The following is a 21,806-nucleotide window of genomic DNA, read 5'->3' as shown; positions in this document are numbered from 1 at the left end:
CTTCACAGCACCTCTCTCGATATTCTTAATTCGACTAAGATAGAAAAAAGTTCTACTATAATTTATTTAATTGATTTTACAAAAAAATAAAAAACAGTAGAACTTTATTTATTATTAACTTTAAAAACATATATCTAAATTATACGATTCGGCAAATATACAGAGAATGTAGTTCCTTCTCCAACAACACTTGAGACAGAAATTTTCCCATCATGGCCTTGAACAATATTTTTAGCAATCGCAAGCCCGAGTCCTGTTCCACCCTTTTTCCCGCGTGTTCTTGCTTTATCAGCTTTGTAAAAACGATCAAACAAGAATGGAATATCTTCTTCTGGAATACCAGCACCTGAATCTTGCACTTCGAAAGTAAGACCATTATTTTCCGTATGAATTACAAGTGCAACATGTCCACCTGCATTCGTATGACGAATTGCATTATCAATTAAATTCGTCAACACCTGTTCCATACGGTCTGCATCAAACGGATATTGTTCAATTGGACTTTGGAAATCTACTGTTAGTTCAACTTCTTTATCCTTTGCAATCCCTTGGAATTTACGGCCAATCTTTTCGACAAATGGATGAATATCTACTTCACCAATATGTAACTCTACGTGGCCACTTTCCATACGAGCTAAATCTAATAATTCATTTACAAGTTTACCTAAACGAACGGATTCATCATAAATGATTTGAACAAACTCATTAATTTCCTCTTTCGTTTGCACAATATCATCTAAAATCGCTTCACTATACCCTTGAAGCATGACCATTGGTGTACGAAGTTCATGTGATACATTGGCAATAAAGTCTTGACGCATCTTCTCAAGACGGCGTTCTTCCGTCATATCACGCAACACTGCTACAGCCCCACGAATTTTCGTTTGATTGTAAAGCGGCGTCATAAGAACTACGTAGTTACCTTTTTGCAAATTAATTTCAACAACTTGTTGTTGCTCACTTTCTACAACGCGATGGAATAGTTCCACAAGTTCAGAAGGTAGTTTTTTACTTAGCTCTATCTCTTTTTCTTCTTGCCAAACTTGTAAGAAATTTTCAGCCGGTGGATTAATAACTACGACTTCACCTTCTTGATTTAACGTAATAACTCCATCTGCCATACTACTCAAAATACTAGCTAACTGTTCTTTTTCTTGCTGCAAAGCATTCATATTAAACTTCAACTGTTTACCCATTTGATTTAAGGCCGTTGCAAGCTCACCAATTTCATCCTGAGATACCATAGGGGCCTTTGCATCAAACTTCCCACGTGCCACCTCAAAAGCAACCTCACGCATTTTACGAAGCGGTGCGGTAATTCGAGTAGATAAGAAGAACGCAAAGAAAGTTGTTAATATAATCGCAATCCCAGCCGATAAGAAAATAAAATCAGTCGTTCTCTCCATACCTTGTATTGGTACTTGTAAAGATTCATATACGAACACTGCACTTTGATTTTTTGATTGCACCGGTTTTCCGACAATCATAATATCATTTTCAGTATTTTTATTCTTCCTACTATTAGAAGCTTTTCTTATGTTGTTTTTAATTTCTTTTTTATCTTTAAAAACAGCAGCTAATTCTTTATCTTCTTTTAAATCATCTATTGTTAGCGTAACTAATCCTTCTTGTTTCGGAGAAGATGAAATCTCCTTACCATCTTCTACAATAATGATTCTTGAAAGTGGGTCAGAGAATTTATACGCGATATTCTCAATCGTTTTTACATCGGCACCTTCTTCAATTAACTCTGAAACACTTGTTGCAACTTTCTGAAGCCTAGCTTCACTCATATCAACATAATACGTTCTAAAAAACTGTGAAAGTAAAATCGCAACAAATCCAAGAACAAACGAAACGAGAAGTAATATGGTCATCCATAACTTCCCTACTACACTTCTCCAAAGCATCAGTCGTTCACAACCTCAAACTTGTAACCCACGCCCCAAACGGTAACAATCATCTTCGCAGCATCTGGTGATTTTTTACTTAATTTCTCACGTAAACGCTTTACATGCGTATCCACTGTACGTAAATCTCCGAAGAATTCATATTGCCATACTTCTTTCAACAATTGCTCTCGATCGAATACCTTATCAGGAGCTTTCGCTAAGAATAATAGTAATTCATATTCTTTCGGCGTTAAGTTCACTTCATTACCATCTGCAGTAACACGATGTGCATCGTTATCAATTGTTAAGTGCGGGAACACAGTAACATCTTTCGTCGTTGTATCTTGTGTAAAGAATGTTGTTGGTACAGCACGACGTAACACCGCTTTCACACGAAGCACTACTTCACGTGGGCTAAATGGTTTTACAATATAATCATCCGTTCCAACTTCAAATCCTTGTACCCGATTTACTTCTTCACCTTTTGCCGTCAACATAATAATTGGTGTCGCTTTTTTCTCACGAACCCCTTTGCACACTTCGATACCATCTTTACCAGGCATCATAAGATCCAATAAGATTAAATCATAATCATTTTGCAACGCCATTTCTAAAGCTGTATCACCATTATCTGCTTCCTCAATTGTGTATTGCTCTCTTTCTAAGTACATTTTCAATAAACGACGAATGCGATCCTCATCGTCTACAATTAAAATTCTAAATTCATTTTCCATTTCTACCCGCTGCATATTTTCACATCAGCGGTTCACACCTACCCTTCTACACTATTATGTTGCGCTATTCTCGGTTATTTAAGCACTCCTCTAAATGTTTCACTTCCCACTATTATGCTTCACAAGAATAATAAAGTTTGTTCAATTTTTTTCCAAAACTATGTATTTTATTTGAACAGTATATTATGTCCTCGACATCATTTTACAAAATCAACCGCTACTTTGTCATGTTTTTCTCAAAAAAGAAGAAAATTTGACAAAAATAAAATAGGAAAGTGACATACACTCTCCTATTTTATTTCTCTATGCATATGAATGTAAACCCGCAATGATTAAGTTCACTACAATAAAGTTAAACATAATGATCGCAAAACCAATTACTGCAAGCCACGCTGATTTTTCCCCATGCCATCCTTTAGATAATCGTAAATGTAATACTGCCGCATAAAAGAGCCACGTTATAAGTGCCCAAACCTCTTTCGGATCCCACCCCCAAAAACGCGTCCATGCTATTTGAGCCCAAATCATCGCAAAAATTAGCGCACCTAATGTGAAAACTGGGAATCCAATTGCAATAGATCGATATCCGATTTCATCCAGTAAATCACTATTCGTATTCTTTACTAGTGGCTGAAGTGCCGCTGATACTCGTTTGCGTAAAACAAGTCTTAATACAACATAAAGTAGTGTTCCAACTATTACTGACCAAATAACAGTATTTAATTTTTTCGCATTTACAATCGCTGGAACTTCGACTGTCGGTTCTAATTTATTTTCTGTCAGTAACTTCCCTTCATGTGGTCCAACTAAAGCTGGGAGATTATACTTCATCTCGACTTGTTGTTCATTTTTATCAATCCATTGAAACTTAGCTTCATATTTCATACTGGAGAATACTGTCGTTACCGCAATAAATCCAACTGTACAAACAAGTGTGAACACTACCGTTTCTAACCAAAATGTACGTTTACTTCTCGTTGATTGATCTACATTTTTCAATAAATACATAACGCCCGTAATAAAACTAATTGCTAAAATTGCTTGTCCTGCTGCTGCAGTCGTCACGTGAATGTGTAACCAGTTACTTTTTAAAGATGGGATAAGCGGGGATATTTCCCTCGGGAACATACTTGCATAGGCAATTAATAAAAGAGCAACTGGTAATGCAAATAGTCCCATTATACTTACGCGGTACATAAAATACATTACAATAAATGCTCCGACAAGCATCATACCGAAAAACGTACCGAATTCGAAAAAGTTACTAACTGGCGCATGACCTGATGCAATCCACCTTGTAACAAAATATACTGTTTGTGCTATAAATCCTAAAATTGTAATCGTTATTCCTACATTTGCCCATTTATGACCCTTTTCTTTAATTGCTCCCCCAAAAAATAGAGTTGCTATTAAATATAAAATAAATGCGGTAAAGAGAAAGTTACTACTTATTTGCACCATATCGTTTCCCCACCTTAACTAATTTTTTTATCAATTACTTTATCATTTGGCTGTGGAATTGCTGTACCTTCTAGTATTCTTTCAATATCTTTCTTTAAACCGAACCAATTTTTATTCGTATGTCCTGCAATCCACCATTCATCATTAACACGTTGTATCCAAATACGGCGATGATTCCAATACATACCTTGAATGACACCAACCATAAATATAAATCCTCCAATACCAAGAATCCAAAGCGTTAAATCTTTCCTAACCGTTAGAGCTGTCGCATTTTGCATTTCAACACCTGCAAATGACATTTTATATTTGTTGTTTCCATCTGCTTCTATATTTTGCTGAATACCAACGAAACTCACTTCACCATCTGGCGTCTCAGGCGTAAACATTTTAAATACGAATGCAGGGTTGTTTGGTAATTTTGTTTTTGTATTCGGTTTTCCATTCTCATCAAAATAAAAATCTGGAAAATAGCTTAATAGTTCTAAAGAATAACCATTTCCTAAATCGTATTTTTCTGTAGGATTCGCTAAATCTACTTTAATTGGTCCCCACTTTTGATTATTTTCTTTGTTTTGCAAGTGGAAGGACATACTTTTAAATTCACTTTCTTTATAATCCACTTGATACACTGCAAATTGATCAAATTTCAATGGCTCATTCACGCGAATTTCCGCTTCTTTTACTTTTTCTAATTTCGGTTTTTGCCCTGCTATATTTTCGCCTACCGCTTTATATAATACTGCATTCGTTTGGAAGTTTTTCGCAATCATTTTATCCCCAACACGGTCTATCGCTTCATCAAAAACTTCCTTATCCTTACTTTTATCATAAACTTCTTTTATAAACTTCTCATTTTTTAAATAGTATTGACCATCCGTCCCTGGTACTTCTTTCGTTTCACCATCACGTAACCAAAGAGCTTCGTCTACGTACATACTCGGTAAAAAACGAAGCATCGCACCGAATAAAAAGATAATAAGGCCGATATGATTTACATATGGACCCCAACGTGAGAAACGTCCCTTTTCCGCTAAAACGTTTCCGTCTTCCACTTTCACGTTATAGTTTCTTTTCTTTAAATTCTTTTGCACTCTTTCCAAGTCACCATCTTGCGGAGTACCAGTCCCGTATAATCTTTGTCTCTTTAAAAAGCTAGGATGTCTTTTTACCCCTTGTTTTTTTAAAGCTTTATAAAGGGGAATAACACGGTCTAAACTACATATCACAAGTGAAGTACCGATAGAAGCAATTAAAATCATGTACCACCATGAACCGTATAAATTATTAAATCCTAATTGATAGTATAATTGCCCTAAAAATCCGTATTCCTGTTTATAATATTCAGCTGGTGCAATTCCTGGCGTTATGTACATTTCTTGCGGAAAAATTGTTCCTATCGCTGATGCAGCTAAAGTTATTACGATTAGCCATACACCTACTTTTACAGAAGAGAAAAAGCTCCAAATTTTATCGACTATCGTTTTTGTTTGCGTGAGAGATCTCCGCGCACTCCCCTCATAGCGCATATCCAATAGTTTTACATTTTCATTGCTTTCAAATGGTTTCCCACAAGCTTCACAAAAAATGGTTCCTATCGGATTAACATGTCCACACTCACATTTAATTTCTTTCAACACTCTCACCGCCCCTGTATCTATATGTACTATTGTATATTCTAACCTCAAGTTACCGCAATACTCAGAATTTTTAAATCAGAGGCGCTATAGACATGCACCTCTTATGTAAAGGCTTTCTTTATTACGGAGTAATTTTCTTCAAATAGCCTTCTAACTGTTCTTTCGTTTGTTCACCTATAATTTGCTCCACTACTTTTCCATCTTTATCAATCAAAAAGCTTGTCGGTAATGGACCTACTCCATATGTGCCTATGATTTTTGTTCCTTTATCAATGGCAACTGGGAATTTCAAATCATATTGTTTCACAAAGTTCTTAACAGCAATATCTGTTTCATCTGCATCTAACGCAATAATTTCAACGCCTTTTTCTTTATACTTTGGATATAATTCATTCATATAAGGCATTTCTTTTTCACAAGGTTTACACCAAGTTCCCCAAAAGTTTAAAAATACACCTTTACCCTTTAAGTCCTTTAATTCAATTTTCTTTCCTTCCAAATCCGTCACAACAAAATTAGGTGCTTCTTTCCCAATTTGCATTTTCTCTTTATCAGTGAAAAACCCTTGATAAAGGGTAAATCCTACAGCACCGCTTAAAATGAGCAGGATGATAACACGAAATAATAAGCGATTTTTCTTCATCTTGTCTCCCCTCTCCTCGGTAAATGGTATGTATTCTTTTCTGTAAATGTTATATTGAATAAATCACCAGCAGAGCACTCCACTGGTGAAATTTTAACTCTATAGCTTATCTTGGCTTTGTAGAAGCAAGCGCGCGTAATTGTTTTACCTCATGTGGTGTCAATTCTCTTGCATCACCAGGTCGCAAACTACCCACTTCTAAAAAGGCATAACGTTCACGTTTTAATTTCACTACTTTACAGTCTAACGCTTCAAACATACGACGTACTTGACGGTTACGGCCTTCGTGAATTGTTAATTGTACAATCGCCATCTCTTTACGCTTGTCCCAAGAAATAATTTTCACATTTGCTGGTGCTGTCTTTCCGTCTTCTAATGTAACACCTCGTTCTAACATGCGAATTTTCTCACCTGTTAATGGCCCTTTTATTTTTGCAACATATGTTTTTTCAACTTTATATCTCGGGTGCATTAATACATTAGCGAAGTCCCCATCGTTTGTCATTAATAATACGCCAGACGTATCATAATCTAAGCGTCCGATTGGGAATAAACGTTGTGTAATTTCAGGGAAAAAGTCTGTTACAACATTTCTTCCTTTATCATCTGATACACTTGAAATTACGCCAGTTGGTTTATATAGTAAAAAATAAACAGGTTCTTCTTTTTCAAGAGGGATGTTATTTACTTCTACTTTATCTTGAGGAGTTACTTTTGTTCCTAACTCCTTCACTATTTTTCCATTAACTTTCACTTTTCCTTGCTGAATTAATTCCTCAGCCTTTCTTCTCGATGCAATACCTGCTTGTGCAATCACTTTTTGTAATCGTTCCATTTCTTTTTTTCACCTCGAATTTATCTTACCTTACATTAGAAAGACTTGGCAACCGCATACGTTTTACGACTGTTCGCCTCGTCTCACTTAAACAACATAGCGATGATATTAAACATATAAAGGGCAAATCATGTTTTTATCCTTTATTATTGTCCATATTTTTCATATTTCTCACAATAAAAGTTCATCATTTTGTCAAAAATACTGCATAAAAAAACCACTATTAAGCTACACCTTAATAGTGGTCGTATACGTATTATAAGCGAAATAGCCTAAAAAATGAATAGTATTACTGAAACAATAAAGAAACAAACACAATTGAGCAAATAATCCCGATTAAATCTGCAAAAAGTCCTACTTTTAATGCATCCCCCATTTTTCTAATCCCAACAGCTCCGAAGTATACTGTTAAAATATAAAAAGTCGTATCTGTACTCCCTTGCATCGTAGAAGCTAATCTCCCAATAAACGAATCTGGTCCATATGTTGCAATTAAATCAGTCGTAATACTTAAACCAGCAGAACCCGAAATTGGACGTATAAGCGCAAGTGGAACGATTTCTGCTGGGACATGAATTAAATCTAACATCGGCTTCATTACAGATATCATCGCATCTAAAGCACCTGATGCCCGAAAAATAGAAATGGATACAAGCATTCCAACCATAAACGGTAAAATGGAAACTGCAATTTGAATCCCTTCTTTTCCTCCCTCAACGAACGATTCATACGTTGGGACTTTCTTTATCGTGCCATATAAAAGGATAAAACCAATTACACAAGGGATTACCCATAATGAAATTGTATTTACAATACTCATTTTTTCCGCCCCTTTCTACTCCTTCTTCGGTAAAAATAGCGGTCAATCCAAATTGCCCCAATCATAGAGAGCACTTGTGCAATGAATGTTACCCCAACAATTTCAGTAGGATTTGCTGATTCATAAGTCATTCGAATCGAAATGACGGTAGTAGGAATTAAAGTAATAGCTGATGTATTTAATGCTAGAAACGTCACCATAGAGCGACTGGCCGAATCCTTTCCTCCATTTAATTCTTTCAGTTGTTCCATCGCTTTAATACCAAGAGGGGTTGCTGCATTACCTAGTCCAAAAAAGTTCGCCATCATATTCGATAGAATAAATCCCATTGACGGATGATCCTTCGGTATTTCTGGAAACAACCTTTTTACTATCGGCATAAAAAGTGTAACTAACTTTTTTAACAACCCTGCTTCCTCTGCAATTTTCATTAAGCCAAGCCAAAATACTAAAACGCTAATAAGTCCTATGCAAATCGTTACCGCATCTTTTGACCCGTCAAATACAGCTTTCGTTACTTCTTCCATCGTTCCGTTTATCATGGCATACACAATCCCTATGACCGCCATCGCTGCCCAGACGAGATTAACCATCGTTCCCAACACCTATCATGTAAGAAAAAATTTCTTTCACATTGTTCCAGTACATACCCGTTGCAGCTACTAACTTCCGTTTACTATAAAATAAATTCCGTTCTCCGACTTTTTCATTACCAACATAAATGTCCGTCTTCCCAACCTTTACTCCATCCGTAAGTTTTGCACTTTTATCGAGTTCAACTTTTAATACTACGTTCTTTTTTTCTTCTTCAGTTAACGGTACCGAAAAACTATTTTTCGTATAAACATGATTGGCATATTTCTTTTCATTTATTTCAGCAAGCGCTCCTTGTCCTAAAACTTTTGTTTGCTTAAAACGTTCAAACCCTTTGTCAAATAGATTCATATGATCATCCCAATCACTAGAAGCACTCAAAGTTACGACAATTAAATCTAGTCCATCTTTTGATGCCGTTGTAACAAGCGTTCGTCCTGCTTTTTTCGTAAAACCTGTTTTCCCACCTGTTGCAAATTCATAATAGGATGTCACAAGCTTATGTTTATTTTTCCACGGATAATCCCATGAATTTGATTTATACGTTTTTGTGCCAAAAATTTTCTTAAAGGTCTCGTTCCCCATTGCATATTTCGTTAACAGTGCCATATCATAAGCCGAAGAATAATGAGAGCCATCTCCATCCAAACCATGAGGATTTGAGAAGTGAGTATCTTTCATTCCAATTTGTTTCGCCTTTTCATTCATTAAATATACGAACCCCTCTATACTCCCTCCTACATTTTCAGCAATTACTTGCGCTGCATCATTACCTGATCTAAGCATAAGTCCGTATACTAAATCCTCTAGCTTCACTTTCTGTCCAGGTTTTAAATAAATCGCCGATCCTTCCACCCTGACTGCTTCATTACTAACTGATACCATTTCTTTCATTTTTCCTGATTCAGCAGCTAACAAGGCTGTCATAATTTTTGTTATACTAGCAATTTTTTGTGGCTCATGTTCTGCTTTTCCGTATAATACACGACCAGAACTTTGCTCCATTAATACAGCATTTCGAGCGCTAACATTACTGTTCATCTTTGCATATGTAGGAATCGGCATAACGCTTGCGTACATAATAAGAAGCGTAATGATTACACAAATTCGTCTCATATTTCCCCCCACGTCCTTTTGGCACTTTTTGTACAAGTGTATGCTTGGCCTTTTAAAATATGAACGAAATCTTCCTTCTGCTCCCATTAAAAAAGACGCAAAGAATTTGCGTCTAATATGGTGTCCATTCAATTTGTTTCGCAGTTTCAAATCTTTTTTCTACATCAGGCCAATTCACAACATTCCACCAGTTTTTAATATATTCATCTTTTCGATTTTGGTATTGTAAATAATACGCATGTTCCCATACATCTAGTACAAGGAGCGGTATCGTATCCCATTGTGTAAACAATTGATGAAGTGTACTCTGCAAAATTTCTAACCTTCCGGATCGGGGGACCCAAACGAGAATCGCCCAGCCCGAACCTTCTACTTTAGAGGCTGCTTCCGTAAAATGTTTTTGAAAACGTAAAAAGCTCCCAAAATCTTGTTCAATTTGTTGTGAAAAAGCCCCTCTTGGACTTCCACCACCATCTTTTTTCATGTTATTCCAAAATATCGTGTGTAAATAATGTCCTGATCCATGAAAAGCCGCTTCTCGTTCCCAATGCTTAATTAAATCAAATTGATTGGTTTTTCTCGCTTCCTCCATCATCTTCTCTGCTTTATTTAACCCTTCTACATAACTACGATGATGTTTATCATGGTGTAACATCATAATTTCTCTAGAAATATACGGCTCTAACGCGTTATATGGATAAGGTAATGGCGGGAGTGTATGCCCTCCAATTGGAACAGCTCGTTCACTATCCCCTCTTTCATATAGTTCATATTCCTCTTCTTGCATAAATACTTCCTGCAGATGATGTTGAATATGTTCTACATCATCGCTTATTTCATACATAAACTCCGCATCCGTTTCGTACTCATGCTCTTTCATACGCTCTAATAATGTCTGAATTTTATAAGCAAGCATATGGACATCATACACTTCCATTGCGCGGCTATCTAATACGTGAAGAACACTTTCACACCAACTTTCTACTTCATGAAAGTAATCTGTAAATACACCTTGCTGACTCATGTTACACCTCCTTATTGCTATCCACTTAAATATATTCAATGAAAATCCCTTATATAACTGTACAAAAGGAAAAGAAGCTAAGTCTCCTTAGCTTCTTTTCCTTAATTAGTATTTGTGTAACATCTTCGTTTGGTAATCTGTCTCATAATATTCTAGTTCTTCACGCATCAATTGAAATTTACCTTCTAAATTCTTCATCACTTTCTCTATAGATGAAGGTGGTGTTTGTTGAAAAACGATAGAATTTTTTCCTGTATATGCAGATCGACTATTTTCATACCAATGATCACTCTTCGGGGAAAAAAACTCTGCAATTACTTGATGATATATCTTATATAAAATTTTTTCAGCTGCTGTTTTTCGAAATGGCTGGCTATTCAGCAAAACAAAACATGCATCATGTCCTTCTTCGCAAAAAACGAGAAGACGTCTCATTGATGCTAATAACCCTTTATAATATTGCTCGTTCCCAGCTGGTGTCTCTTCTAATAAAAAAGGCAACGTATGATAATTTACATAATTGGTTATCAAAGTAATCGCATCTTCTAAAAATATAGAAACTTGTTCTGTTTGATTTTCAACCATCAAATTAGACATTTCTTCCCTCTCCCTTTCCATTTCACGCTATTTCTATTCTTTTATTTTTATGTAATTCAGCCAATATTTCTTGTACTTTCAACACTGTTCTCTCATCAAAATATTGTTGAAATTCTTCTATATTATTTAAATATAAACGTTTTTGCGCACGGAGCTCCTTATCTTTCACTAAACAACATATCGCTACAATATCCCGTAAATATATGTCTTGTTCTTCTACTTTACACACTGGATTTCCTTCAAAAGGAGTAATTTCTTGTATAACTTCTTCAAAATAGCGAACGTATAAAACTGAAAAAGTTTTCTCTTTATCATTTAATATATATGTCACTTCAGATCTGTTAAAAAAATCTTCTGATGTATTAGGTTTTGCTTTCTCTAACTCATGCCCCGCATAACCTATTATAATCATATACTTCCCCTCTCTTCCTTCTTTCACTCCATTTTAACTTAACTTTCTGATAAACGAAATATTCTTTTAAATATACCTATATAAAAAATAGCTTACCTATACAGGAATTTACCTTTTTATTTTTCTTGAAGTTTGTCATAATAATATTATTGTCTCAGTTTTCTTATACAAGGAGAGTTGTATTTATGTCGTTTTCATGGAAACGTTTCTTACAAATCGGGAAAATTATCTTCCCATTTGTTGTATTAACAGTTGTATTCTTTCAAGCAAAAAAAGAATTAGCGGGCATTTCTTTTTTAGAAGCGATTGATACAATTAAAAACATTCCAACTGGAGGAGTCTTTTTAGCAATTACACTTGGTGCATTCGCTGTATCAACGATGTTCTTTTATGATTATGTTATGCTTCGTTACTTAAAAGCTGATATACCTGTCCAAAAGATTTTCCGTATCTCATGGATTGCGAATACTTTAAATGGTTTTATTGGATTTGGTGGCCTCGTTGGAGCTGGTGTACGAACAATGCTTTATCGTCCATACATAAAAGAAAATGGAAAACTTATTAAAAGTATTGCCTGGATGACGACTGCCTTTATTAACGGATTAGCCATACTTTCATTCCTCGGTCTTATCGGAATATTAGACACAAGATTTATTTTGCATGAAAAACCGTGGTTATGGCCTGTCCTTATCTTCTTTGCCCTTTTCGTCCCTATATACATCGGCTTTTCTAAACTTAAAAATAGAAAAACAACGCAAACCGAAGGACAAGAAGAGGAAGAGAAAAATCCAACTGTTTTATACTCATTAGTTTCATTAGTCGAATGGGTATCTGCTGGTATCGTTATGTACGTCATTTTAATACTGTTTGGAATTGAAGTTGACTTTCAAAAGTTTTTAGGTGTATATGTAATTGCTGCCTTAGCTGGCGTCGTTAGTCTTGTCCCTGGTGGGCTTGGTTCATTTGACCTTGTCTTCTTAACTGGACTAGGACAATACGGCATTGATACAGGTGTTTTACTGCCTGCTATGTTACTATATCGCCTCGTCTATTACATTTTACCATTCTGCCTTGGTCTCATTTTTGCGGCTTTCGAAATGACAGGAGTGGCCATTAAAAAGTTTGAAGATAAACCTTTTATTGCGCCTGCATTAGAAACCACTGGCGTTATATGGACTTTGCAGCGTGACTTTCTAGGGAAATTAGGTTCATGGGCATCTGCTGCTTTAACAGTATTTGCTGGCTTAATGGTTATTTTATCGACTATTTTACCAACAAGTATAAACCGGGCACACGCCTTACATATTTTAGCTCCAAAGCATCTGATTCAGTTTTCTTTTAGCTTATCGCTAACATTCGGTATTCTCCTTCTAATCCTTTCAAGGGGAATATATTACGGAACAAAACGTTCTTATTATATGACAATTATTTCTTTAATTGGAGCCGCTATCTTTAATACGCTAAAAGGAATTGATATTGAAGAAACATTTATTTTGTTAATCGTACTCGCTGTATTATATATGCTTCGTAAAAGATTCGTACGCGAGAAAATGGAAGTCTCACTTTCTGATATCGTAAAAGTTTTTATATTCTTACTTGTAACGTTATATTTATATAAAAACTTAGGTATTTTATTTGCAGGTGCAAAAGAAGCTTTTAAACCTGATTTCGTCGTTCGTAATATTACCCAAGTGAAACGAAGTGCATTAGCAGCTGCCTTTTTCGTTCCTACTTTTTTACTAATTGGCTCACTCATTGCCAATCGTTATCGAAATGAATTTCCCGGGCAACCAGCAAATGATAAAAGGTTACAAAACTTCTTAGATGAACACGGTGGAAATGTACTTAGTCATTTAGGTTATTTAGGAGATAAACAATTCTTCTTTAGCAGTGATGGGAAGGCGCTCCTTCTCTTCTCCATAACTGGAAAACGTCTTGTTGTATTAGGTGATCCAATTGGCAACCCTTCCTCCTATCGTAATGTGTTGCAAGAGTTTTTAGCTGAAGCTGATCGATTCGGATACATTTGTGTATTTTATCAAATCGAAAGTAAATGGATGAGTTTATATCATGATTTTGGTTATAACTTCTTTAAACTTGGTGAAGAAGCTGTCGTTGATTTAAATACATTTACAATAACAGGAAAGAAACGCGCTGGTATGCGAGCGACTTTCAATCGTTTTGAAAGAGAAGGCTATACATTCTCTATTCATCAGCCGCCATTCTCAGACGAATTATTCGAAGAGTTACGGAAAGTTTCTGATGCATGGCTCGGTGGAAAAAAAGAGAAAGGTTTTTCACTCGGATACTTCGATCGTGAATATATTAGCCGTGCTCCTATCGCTACATTATCTGATGCGGATGGAAAGATTATCGCATTCACAACCTTTATGCCCGTATATCAAAACGGATCATTGTCTGTTGATTTAATGCGCTATTATCCAGATGCACCTAGTGGAATTATGGACGCAATTTTCATCCACTTATTCCAATGGGCAAAAGAAAATGAATATCACTCCTTTAATATTGGTATGGCGCCACTTTCCAATGTTGGGTTATCAACACAATCATTTTGGTCTGAAAGAGTTGCTGCTGCAATCTTTAATAACGTTCGTTATACGTATAGTTTCAGCGGATTACGACATTTTAAAGAGAAATACAAACCAGCATGGAGCGGTAAATATTTAGCATTTAGGAAGAATCATTCTTTACCAATTACGATGCTCTCTGTAACAAAACTAATAGGAAAAAGAAAAAACAGCTAAAAATTTAGCTGTTTTTTCTTTTTTGAACTTGTACGATAAAATCCTTCTCATATTTCTTACCATTTATATAAAAAGTTCCCCACAGTTTATACGTGCCTTGGGCAGGAAATGTAATACGATACTGTAATTGCTCATCCGTATCAACAGGCATAGCGTATAAAAAGTTTTCCCTCGTTTCATCTACGATATAAAGAGTTTCCTCTTCTCCTCTCTCTGAATGTAATTTCAATTTTTCACCCTTTTTTGCTTGAAACTGAAATGTTAACGTCACCGGCTCATTCGGATGTAATGCACCGAATAAAAGAGAAACTTCATGCTCTCCAATTTTTTTTGTAAGTACACTATCGACTGGCAGGTTCACCTTCTTCTTATTTTTTTCTTCTTTTTCTCTCCCAAAATCTGTCTTCGCGAATGATTCTACTGACTTATTTTTGTTTTCATATAAAAATATTGTATACGCTTCATCTTTCGCTATTTTGGAAGATAACTTATATGATCCATTCCCTGCAAATGTAGGTTTAATCTGTTGTATATGTTTTAACTGTTCATCTACAATAACTGCCCGAATTTGATCATTTACACCACGAACCTCATTATTCTTTTTATTTAGTAATTGAAACAAAATATCTACTTTATCATTTCCTTTTCCATTTGATACATCCCATTTTACTTCTTGAACATCTCCTACCGTCTCTACGGTTTCCTGATATTTTTTTATGTAAAATCCTCCCGCCACAATAAGTACCAAAGCTACAAGTCCAATGACAAGATTTTTCAAAAAATCACCTACCGTTTTTATTGTCTCTGTTTATACAAAACTTCTTTCATATATATTCTAGATTATGATTTATGAAATCCTCCTCTTTTGCACATATTACAAATAATTAAAAAGATTTTAATTGAACGGATTCGTAGTGTATAATGCAAATGATATTGATTTCTATCAATACATTATAAGGAGGACTTTTCATGAGTGTACATATTGAAGCAAAACAAGGCGAAATCGCTGAATCTATTCTATTACCTGGTGATCCATTACGCGCAAAATATATCGCTGAAACATTTCTTGAGGACGTTACTTGCTATAATAACGTGCGTGGTATGTTAGGTTTCACTGGAACTTATAAAGGAAAACGTGTATCTGTTCAAGGTACAGGTATGGGTGTTCCTTCTATTTCTATTTATGTAAACGAACTAATCCAAAGCTACGGAGTTAAAAATTTAATTCGTGTTGGGACTTGCGGTGCAATTCAAAAGGACGTAAAAGTACGTGACGTTATTATTGCAATGACAGCTTGTACTGATTCGAATATGAACCGTTTAACATTCCCAGGTTTTGATTTTGCACCAGCTGCAAACTTTGACCTTTTAAAGAAAGCTTACGATGCAGGAACTGAAAAAGGATTACACGTTCGTGTTGGTAACGTTTTAACAGCAGATGTTTTTTATCGTGAAAGCATGGACATGGTTAAAAAACTTGCAGATTACGGTGTATTAGCAGTAGAGATGGAAACAACTGCTCTTTACACATTAGCAGCGAAATATGGTGTAAATGCATTATCTGTATTAACAGTAAGCGATCACATCTTCACTGGTGAAGAAACAACATCTGAAGAACGTCAAACTACATTTAACGAGATGATTGAAATCGCTTTAGATGCAGCAATTCAACAATAATACATTAAAGAACTCGTCATACGTCTGTCGAGTTCTTTTTATGTGACTTTTTATAAAAAACTACTTTAGAAAGAGACAGATTTCTCCCTCTACTTTCTTGTCACGTTTGTTATAATAAAGTGAAATCATTTACAGTATTTCTCATAAGAGGTGAAGCAGTGAAAAACAGAAGTATCGTCTTTAAACTATTTTTATTAACATCAACATTATTTACAATCATATTCCTCCTCTTTTTCCTAGGACAGTCTCTATTTTTAGAGAAATTTTATATTAATAAAAAAGTAAAAACCGTTCAAACTGCCTTTGAAAAATTCGTAGATAATTACGAAAAAAGCGGCAAAAGTTATGAGGAAATTAGAAAACTAAAACAAGAATTTCATGATAAAACAAATGCTGAAATGCAATTTTTAGATTCTAATGGCATTATTAAAAGTGAAAACAATTTCTACATTGATGTTATTGATTCTAAAACTCAAAGTACGTATTCCATTCCACTTAATAATCTTTTAACACCCGAAGAATATATTAAATTCGAAAATTTAGGTTTAAAAAAAGATGGACCAATCAGCGTCTTGGGGTTCTTACAGGGGAATATTATAACACCAATAGAATTGTCAACACATTATAATCGATGGCGAAACGAACATTTCAATTCGGATTTCCAATCAATTAATAGTAATCCTCCTAAAAATGGACTTACAAATCGATACAAAACTACAACTAATATCCGTCTTACTGGTGTTATATCTAAGTTACAGCTCCCATCCAAAGCTGAGGTTCGGCTTGCAAATGACATTGAAACATTACGAGCCGTTCAATATTTTACATACACAATTAGGCAGGGTACTTCTGATTCAAATAAATTAACTATATACCCATTAGGCGTTGAAGAAAATTTACAAAGCCGCATCTTTGTAAAACCTATTATGGAAAACAATATGGTTACAGAGTACGCCTTTGCGATAGTATCTTTGCAACCTGTTAATGAAGCGATGCTCGTTTTAAAAGATTATTATGTCTATGCCTTAATCATTGTGTTTCTCGTGATTATTTTATTATCCTTCTACTATTCAAAAATTATTGTGAAACCATTAATTAAGATTAATCGCGTTACAAAGAAAATGGCTAATTTTGATTTTAGCGAGAAACTACCTGTTACAGCAGACGATGAAATTGGCGGGCTTTCCGGCAGTATCAATACATTATCTGTAAACTTAAAAGACAGAATTGATCGATTAAATGTTGCCAATACAAAATTACAACAAGATATTGAACGTGAACGTCAATTAGAGAAGACGAGGAAAGAATTCATTTCTGGTGTATCCCACGAATTAAAAACACCACTTAGTGTAATTAGAAGTTTCGCAGAAGGGATTCAAGATGGTGTTAGTAAAGATACAACGTATTATACAGATGTTATTTTAGAAGAAACAGAAAATATGAACAGACTTATTGTTGAAATGTTAGAATTAGCAAAACTAGAATCGGGTACGTACAAACTAGAAATGACAACATTCTCAATCGGTGAATTAATTCAGCAAGTCCATACAAAGTTATTATTTAGCATGGAGGAAAAGCAGTTACAAGTGGACGTCGATGCAGACACTTCTATATTTGTTAAAGCGAATCGTAGTCGTATTGAGCAAGTAGTTGTGAACTTACTTAGCAATGCAATTCGCTATACGCCCGATGGAGAAAGAATACAAGTCTCTGTTATAGAAACCGAAGATACAGTAAAAGTCGAAATCGAGAATACAGGAAATCCTATCCCAGAAGAAAGTCTTGAAAAAATTTGGGATCGCTTCTATCGTTTAGATGCATCACGCAGTCGTCATACTGGTGGTACCGGTCTCGGGTTATCTATTGTAAAAAACATTTTAGATCTCCATCATGCCAAGTACGGTGTATATAATACGAATAATAGCGTTGTATTCTATTTTAATTTACCAAATGTAAAAGAAGTCAAATAATTTGTCTTAATTTCACTAGGAGTTCACATGAAATTCACACTCTCCCTTTATAGTAAGAAACAAGTTAATCCTTTCCTTTACACATATAAAAGAGGAGAGTGCGTGAAATGAAACAAGCAGGACAACCTATTCAAAGTGAAAAACAATTAGAAACTATCAAAAATATACTTTTACAATCTTCGAAACGTGATGGCTTATTATTCGTATTAGCCGTAAATTCTGGCTTAAAAGTAAGCGAAATCTTACAATTAAAAGTTAGCGATGTCATCGATGAAAACGAAAATGTTCGCCATTCCATTTTATTTTACAATGAAAAAGTAAAGAAACATAAATGGTTTGCTGTAAATGAAGACTTACAGCACGCAATCGAAGACTACATGAAAGAACGTAAAACTTGGAAACGCAATGAGCCATTATTAAAGTCTCAAAAAGGAACAAAATCTATTACGAGACAACATGCATGGTACATTTTAAACAAAGCTGCAAAAGAAGTTGGATTAGAAGGGATTAGCTCACATACACTTCGAAAAACTTGGGGCTATTGTGCATACAAATCAGGTGTTGACATTGCATTTTTACAACACTTCTTTGATCATAGTACTCCATCAAAAACTTTAAAGTATATCGGTATCGCTTAATACCTCTTATACATAAAAAAGGTTACCATTTAAAAAATGGTAACCTTTTTTATGTTTCATATTCTCTTTTCTTTTCTTGTCTCTCTTATATTGTAGTGGTACTCTAATAATAAGGGGGAGAAATTATGAACACACTTACAATTGAATTACCGCAAGAAACGGCTGAAAAACTCGATTTATTAAAACAAGCTTATGAAAAGAAAACAGGTGCTAGCATTTCTGAGAGCACTCTCGTTCAAACACTTATCTCAAAAGAATTTATCCAAGCGATAACTCCTTTTGATTTACAACAATTTATTAACGGAAAAGAACAGCATTAATGCTGTTCTTTTTTTATTGCTATTTAAAATACAAAAAAATTTTACTTATTTTCCGAAAAATCATTGACAATGATAATGATAACCATTATCATTTATTATGAAGCCAACAATTGATGAATCAACCAAACGCTCAGTAACATTGTTACCCCTCTTTTTCATATAGAAAGGCACTGTACATTCCCCCTGTTTGTACAGTGCCTTTCTTGTTTTATCATCGTTCAAATAAATTTAATTGCTCAGGCTTTGGCTCACCATATGTAATGTTCATCATTTTCATAAGTTGTTTCGCATTATCCGCTGCATCCCCGCCCGAATTATTATTAAATAATACGTATATGTCCTTTGTCTTCTTTTTTAGTTGCTCTAGTCGTTCTACCCATTCTTCCAATTCTTTATTGTTGTAGCGATATAAACAGCGAACCGCCCTCCAATTTTCCCCTTTATCCAGCCAGCCATGAACGTTTCGACCATGAAAGCGGATTAATGTTATATCCGAATCCGTCGCCTCTAATACGAGTGGAACCGAACCAATTCCCGCTTGCGGTTCATCACAAATTGTATGAATCCATTTTTCTTTCTCTAAAAATTGTAGCGTTTTATCTCTCATTTCTGGATAAAACCATGTTTGATTTCGAAACTCTATCGCACACGGTAAACCTTCCATTTTCTCTTTCGTATATCGAAGGAAATCTACATTTTTCTTTTTGCAATCAAACCATGGTGGATATTGAAATAAAATTATTTTTAATTTATTCGCTTCTATTAAAGGAAGAATCGATTGTTTATACACATCAAACATCTCATCAAACGTAGAAAAAGGAGTTTCTCCTTTCATATGCCCTGTCATTCCTTGATACGCTTTTACGACAAAAGAAAAGTCTGTCGGTGTTTCCATCGCCCATTTCGTATAATTTCGTGCCGGTTGCATCGCATAAAATGAACTATCCACTTCGACAATAGGAAAATGTTCACTGTATGTTCGTAATTTATTTTTATTTTCATAGGGATCTATATATAAAGAATCATGATCTCCCCACCCTGTCACTCCAATGAAAAACAATCATATTCCTCCCTTTCAGTTTTCATCTTATATTCATTCTACTGATTTCCCAATCATCTTGGACAATCAAATTCATTAAGTAACTCTTTCTTTAAGAGTATCCGTATAAAAATATGATATACTAAATGGAAGAATTTTTAAATTGAGGGGTTATTTATTTATGCTTCCAACCGATGATATTTTATCTCATGAAAAACGAATAGAAGAACTAGAAAATAAAGTACGTTTTTATGAAGAACTTGTGAATCAATTGCCGCATCATTTCACATATAAAAATCCACATATTGGTTTGCAAATAAAGAAAACAAGAACAAATCATTCCATTCAAAACATACGAAAAGAGAATAAAGAAGCTGATTTTCAACTTACTTGCGATTCATTATTTTTATTTGAACAACTTGAAAAACACTTTGTTCATATTTTTGATGCTTTTTCACATCATGTAACCTTTATTGATAATAAGGGGAATATTACATTATGTAATCAAGCTGCTGCAGATGATTTTGTTGTAATACGAAACGAAATAATTGGAAAGCCAATTCAACAATTACTTAACTTACCTGAAGAAAAAATTAAAACTATTGAAACCTTAAAAACAGGAACCGAAATATATAATGAAGAGGTTTTAGACAAAAACTATGGCATTATTAATAATCGAATTATTCGCGATTATAATGGAGAGATTTTTAGAGTTATTAGCGTTTTTCATTATTTAAACACAGAACGTGATGCAGAGAAATTTTCATTAGCAGGACGAATTGCCGCCGGGATTGCACATGAAGTACGCAACCCACTTACAACAGTACGGGGATACTTACAGTTTTTACAAGAGAGTGTATCTCCATCCAATAAAGAATTATTTAAACACTTACTTATTCCTGAATTAGATCGTGCAAATAGTATTATTACAAAATTTTTATCTATATCGAAAACACGCGAATTTAAAAGAGAACCGTTTCCCATCAATATATTTTTACGTGAATATATTCAACAGCTACTAGCAAGTGAGGTCTTTTTGCATAACATTTCAATTGATTATAATTTTTCTAATGAATTAGATGATATTTTAGTCCATATTGATCGCCATGAACTTGTTCAAGTGTTTTTAAACCTATTTCAAAACGCCGTTGATGCTCAAGGTGAAAAACCTCTTTCTATTCAAATCACTAGTTATCGCCTAGATAACTTCGTTCGGATTACTTTCACAGATAATGGAACTGGTATTCCTCCAGCTATTCAAGAATATATCTTTGATCCATTCTTCTCAACAAAAGATTCAGGAACAGGACTGGGCCTATCAGTAACAAAGAAAATTATTCAAAATCATAACGGCACATTAAAAATGACTAGTAATCAAGCTGGTACAACTTTCACTATTTCTATTCCAACTTTATCTAAAACAAACCATGAAAGAATGAATGAATACAAATGAGGTATTCCTCCACAAACCGCATGCCAATTGTTAGATACTCTCAACAATTGACATGCTTTTTTATGTTGAACTAATCTTCTTTAATTTCTATAAATCTTTCTCCATAACTTAATTGTTTTTGCTTGGTAGGCAAACTTCTTATTTTTTTAGAAATAGTAGTTTGTCCATCACGAATT

General features: G+C 34.7%; 20 protein-coding genes. 6 read left to right on the top strand and 14 right to left on the bottom strand.

Annotation, left to right across the window (positions count from 1 at the left end):
- Positions 1-134 precede the first annotated feature (134 nt).
- From resE to MHB70_RS06445, 12 genes are all read right to left on the bottom strand, one after another.
- Positions 135-1,910 carry a sensor histidine kinase ResE gene (gene resE, locus MHB70_RS06500; protein ID WP_000964658.1) on the bottom strand — a complete coding sequence of 592 codons (1,776 nt, stop codon included), beginning with the start codon at positions 1,908-1,910 and terminating at the stop codon, positions 135-137.
- Positions 1,910-2,626: a DNA-binding response regulator ResD gene (gene resD / locus MHB70_RS06495; protein ID WP_000426665.1), complete on the bottom strand. Its 717-nt coding sequence runs from the start codon at positions 2,624-2,626 to the stop codon at positions 1,910-1,912. The genes resE and resD overlap by 1 nt, the downstream gene beginning before the upstream one ends.
- A 303-nt stretch (positions 2,627-2,929) precedes the next feature.
- Positions 2,930-4,087, bottom strand: coding sequence for a cytochrome c biogenesis protein ResC (gene resC, locus MHB70_RS06490; RefSeq protein ID WP_000250098.1), 1,158 nt, complete (start codon positions 4,085-4,087; stop codon positions 2,930-2,932).
- A 14-nt stretch (positions 4,088-4,101) separates the two neighbouring features.
- Positions 4,102-5,727, bottom strand: a complete 1,626-nt coding sequence (resB, locus tag MHB70_RS06485; protein WP_000910514.1) for a cytochrome c biogenesis protein ResB — start codon at positions 5,725-5,727, stop codon at positions 4,102-4,104.
- A 121-nt stretch (positions 5,728-5,848) separates the two neighbouring features.
- Positions 5,849-6,370, bottom strand: coding sequence for a thiol-disulfide oxidoreductase ResA (gene resA, locus MHB70_RS06480; protein ID WP_000742208.1), 522 nt, complete (start codon positions 6,368-6,370; stop codon positions 5,849-5,851).
- A gap of 106 nt (positions 6,371-6,476) precedes the next feature.
- Entirely contained in the window at positions 6,477-7,205 is a 729-nt protein-coding gene (rluB, locus tag MHB70_RS06475) for a 23S rRNA pseudouridine(2605) synthase RluB (RefSeq protein WP_000440550.1), read from the bottom strand.
- Positions 7,206-7,494: 289 nt separating this feature from the next.
- The gene (spmB, locus tag MHB70_RS06470) at positions 7,495-8,025 is read right to left on the bottom strand and encodes a spore maturation protein SpmB (RefSeq protein ID WP_000029515.1); all 531 of its coding nucleotides are present in this window, start codon (positions 8,023-8,025) and stop codon (positions 7,495-7,497) included.
- On the bottom strand, positions 8,022-8,618 hold the full coding sequence (spmA, locus tag MHB70_RS06465; RefSeq protein ID WP_000247802.1) for a spore maturation protein SpmA: 597 nt from the start codon (positions 8,616-8,618) through the stop codon (positions 8,022-8,024). The genes spmB and spmA overlap by 4 nt, the downstream gene beginning before the upstream one ends.
- Complete coding sequence (gene dacB, locus MHB70_RS06460; protein WP_001252633.1) at positions 8,611-9,735, bottom strand: D-alanyl-D-alanine carboxypeptidase DacB; 1,125 nt, start codon at positions 9,733-9,735, stop codon at positions 8,611-8,613. Before dacB ends, spmA begins: the two co-directional genes overlap by 8 nt.
- Before the next feature lie 112 nt (positions 9,736-9,847).
- Positions 9,848-10,759: a superoxide dismutase gene (locus tag MHB70_RS06455; protein WP_000082676.1), complete on the bottom strand. Its 912-nt coding sequence runs from the start codon at positions 10,757-10,759 to the stop codon at positions 9,848-9,850.
- A gap of 105 nt (positions 10,760-10,864) precedes the next feature.
- The gene (locus MHB70_RS06450) at positions 10,865-11,356 is read right to left on the bottom strand and encodes a YpuI family protein (RefSeq protein WP_000067559.1); all 492 of its coding nucleotides are present in this window, start codon (positions 11,354-11,356) and stop codon (positions 10,865-10,867) included.
- A 22-nt stretch (positions 11,357-11,378) separates the two neighbouring features.
- A complete protein-coding gene (locus MHB70_RS06445) occupies positions 11,379-11,768 on the bottom strand; it encodes a hypothetical protein (protein WP_000583780.1) in 390 nt (129 codons plus the stop codon).
- A gap of 185 nt (positions 11,769-11,953) precedes the next feature.
- On the opposite strand from MHB70_RS06445, the gene mprF reads away from it, so the two are divergent.
- Positions 11,954-14,533, top strand: a complete 2,580-nt coding sequence (gene mprF / locus MHB70_RS06440; RefSeq protein ID WP_000010883.1) for a bifunctional lysylphosphatidylglycerol flippase/synthetase MprF — start codon at positions 11,954-11,956, stop codon at positions 14,531-14,533.
- A gap of 4 nt (positions 14,534-14,537) precedes the next feature.
- On the opposite strand, the gene MHB70_RS06435 is transcribed toward mprF, so the two are convergent.
- Complete coding sequence (locus MHB70_RS06435; RefSeq protein ID WP_061530160.1) at positions 14,538-15,311, bottom strand: hypothetical protein; 774 nt, start codon at positions 15,309-15,311, stop codon at positions 14,538-14,540.
- 191 nt (positions 15,312-15,502) lie between these two features.
- Here MHB70_RS06435 and deoD point away from each other — a divergent pair, with 191 nt between their 5' ends.
- The 4 genes from deoD (at position 15,503) to MHB70_RS06415 (ending at position 19,138) form a co-directional block, all read left to right on the top strand.
- Entirely contained in the window at positions 15,503-16,210 is a 708-nt protein-coding gene (gene deoD / locus MHB70_RS06430) for a purine-nucleoside phosphorylase (RefSeq protein WP_000110704.1), read from the top strand.
- 158 nt (positions 16,211-16,368) lie between these two features.
- A complete protein-coding gene (locus MHB70_RS06425; RefSeq protein ID WP_000797528.1) occupies positions 16,369-18,180 on the top strand; it encodes a sensor histidine kinase in 1,812 nt (603 codons plus the stop codon).
- Positions 18,181-18,287: 107 nt separating this feature from the next.
- Entirely contained in the window at positions 18,288-18,818 is a 531-nt protein-coding gene (locus MHB70_RS06420; RefSeq protein WP_000806240.1) for a tyrosine-type recombinase/integrase, read from the top strand.
- A 125-nt stretch (positions 18,819-18,943) separates the two neighbouring features.
- Positions 18,944-19,138, top strand: a complete 195-nt coding sequence (locus MHB70_RS06415) for a DUF3924 domain-containing protein (protein WP_001094863.1) — start codon at positions 18,944-18,946, stop codon at positions 19,136-19,138.
- A gap of 211 nt (positions 19,139-19,349) precedes the next feature.
- Here MHB70_RS06415 and MHB70_RS06410 read toward each other — a convergent pair whose 3' ends face one another.
- Positions 19,350-20,198 carry a DUF72 domain-containing protein gene (locus MHB70_RS06410; protein WP_000465099.1) on the bottom strand — a complete coding sequence of 283 codons (849 nt, stop codon included), beginning with the start codon at positions 20,196-20,198 and terminating at the stop codon, positions 19,350-19,352.
- Positions 20,199-20,358: 160 nt separating this feature from the next.
- Between MHB70_RS06410 and MHB70_RS06405 the strand changes: the two genes are divergently transcribed.
- Complete coding sequence (locus MHB70_RS06405; protein WP_061530161.1) at positions 20,359-21,630, top strand: PAS domain-containing sensor histidine kinase; 1,272 nt, start codon at positions 20,359-20,361, stop codon at positions 21,628-21,630.
- The last annotated feature ends 176 nt before the right edge of the window (positions 21,631-21,806 follow it).

Origin of the sequence: Bacillus sp. FSL M7-1020 (genome assembly GCF_038050415.1) — a bacterium.
In the GTDB taxonomy this organism is placed as follows: Bacteria; Bacillota; Bacilli; order Bacillales; family Bacillaceae_G; genus Bacillus_A; species Bacillus_A toyonensis.
The sequence above is the reverse complement of the archived record's forward strand: the minus strand, read 5'-3'. Positions and strand labels throughout refer to the sequence as shown.

Bases quoted from the DNA above. Each gene is read 5' to 3' on its own strand.
- resD (WP_000426665.1), bottom strand. From the start codon at position 2,626: ATGGAAAATGAATTTAGAATTTTAATTGTAGACGATGAGGATCGCATT.
- MHB70_RS06420 (WP_000806240.1), top strand. From the start codon at position 18,288: ATGAAACAAGCAGGACAACCTATTCAAAGTGAAAAACAATTAGAAACT.
- MHB70_RS06415 (WP_001094863.1), top strand. From the start codon at position 18,944: ATGAACACACTTACAATTGAATTACCGCAAGAAACGGCTGAAAAACTC.
- mprF (WP_000010883.1), top strand. From the start codon at position 11,954: ATGTCGTTTTCATGGAAACGTTTCTTACAAATCGGGAAAATTATCTTC.
- rluB (WP_000440550.1), bottom strand. From the start codon at position 7,205: ATGGAACGATTACAAAAAGTGATTGCACAAGCAGGTATTGCATCGAGA.
- MHB70_RS06445 (WP_000583780.1), bottom strand. From the start codon at position 11,768: ATGATTATAATAGGTTATGCGGGGCATGAGTTAGAGAAAGCAAAACCT.
- resC (WP_000250098.1), bottom strand. From the start codon at position 4,087: ATGGTGCAAATAAGTAGTAACTTTCTCTTTACCGCATTTATTTTATAT.
- deoD (WP_000110704.1), top strand. From the start codon at position 15,503: ATGAGTGTACATATTGAAGCAAAACAAGGCGAAATCGCTGAATCTATT.
- resA (WP_000742208.1), bottom strand. From the start codon at position 6,370: ATGAAGAAAAATCGCTTATTATTTCGTGTTATCATCCTGCTCATTTTA.
- resE (WP_000964658.1), bottom strand. From the start codon at position 1,910: ATGCTTTGGAGAAGTGTAGTAGGGAAGTTATGGATGACCATATTACTT.
- MHB70_RS06455 (WP_000082676.1), bottom strand. From the start codon at position 10,759: ATGAGTCAGCAAGGTGTATTTACAGATTACTTTCATGAAGTAGAAAGT.
- spmA (WP_000247802.1), bottom strand. From the start codon at position 8,618: ATGGTTAATCTCGTCTGGGCAGCGATGGCGGTCATAGGGATTGTGTAT.
- dacB (WP_001252633.1), bottom strand. From the start codon at position 9,735: ATGAGACGAATTTGTGTAATCATTACGCTTCTTATTATGTACGCAAGC.
- spmB (WP_000029515.1), bottom strand. From the start codon at position 8,025: ATGAGTATTGTAAATACAATTTCATTATGGGTAATCCCTTGTGTAATT.
- MHB70_RS06405 (WP_061530161.1), top strand. From the start codon at position 20,359: ATGCTTCCAACCGATGATATTTTATCTCATGAAAAACGAATAGAAGAA.
- MHB70_RS06450 (WP_000067559.1), bottom strand. From the start codon at position 11,356: ATGTCTAATTTGATGGTTGAAAATCAAACAGAACAAGTTTCTATATTT.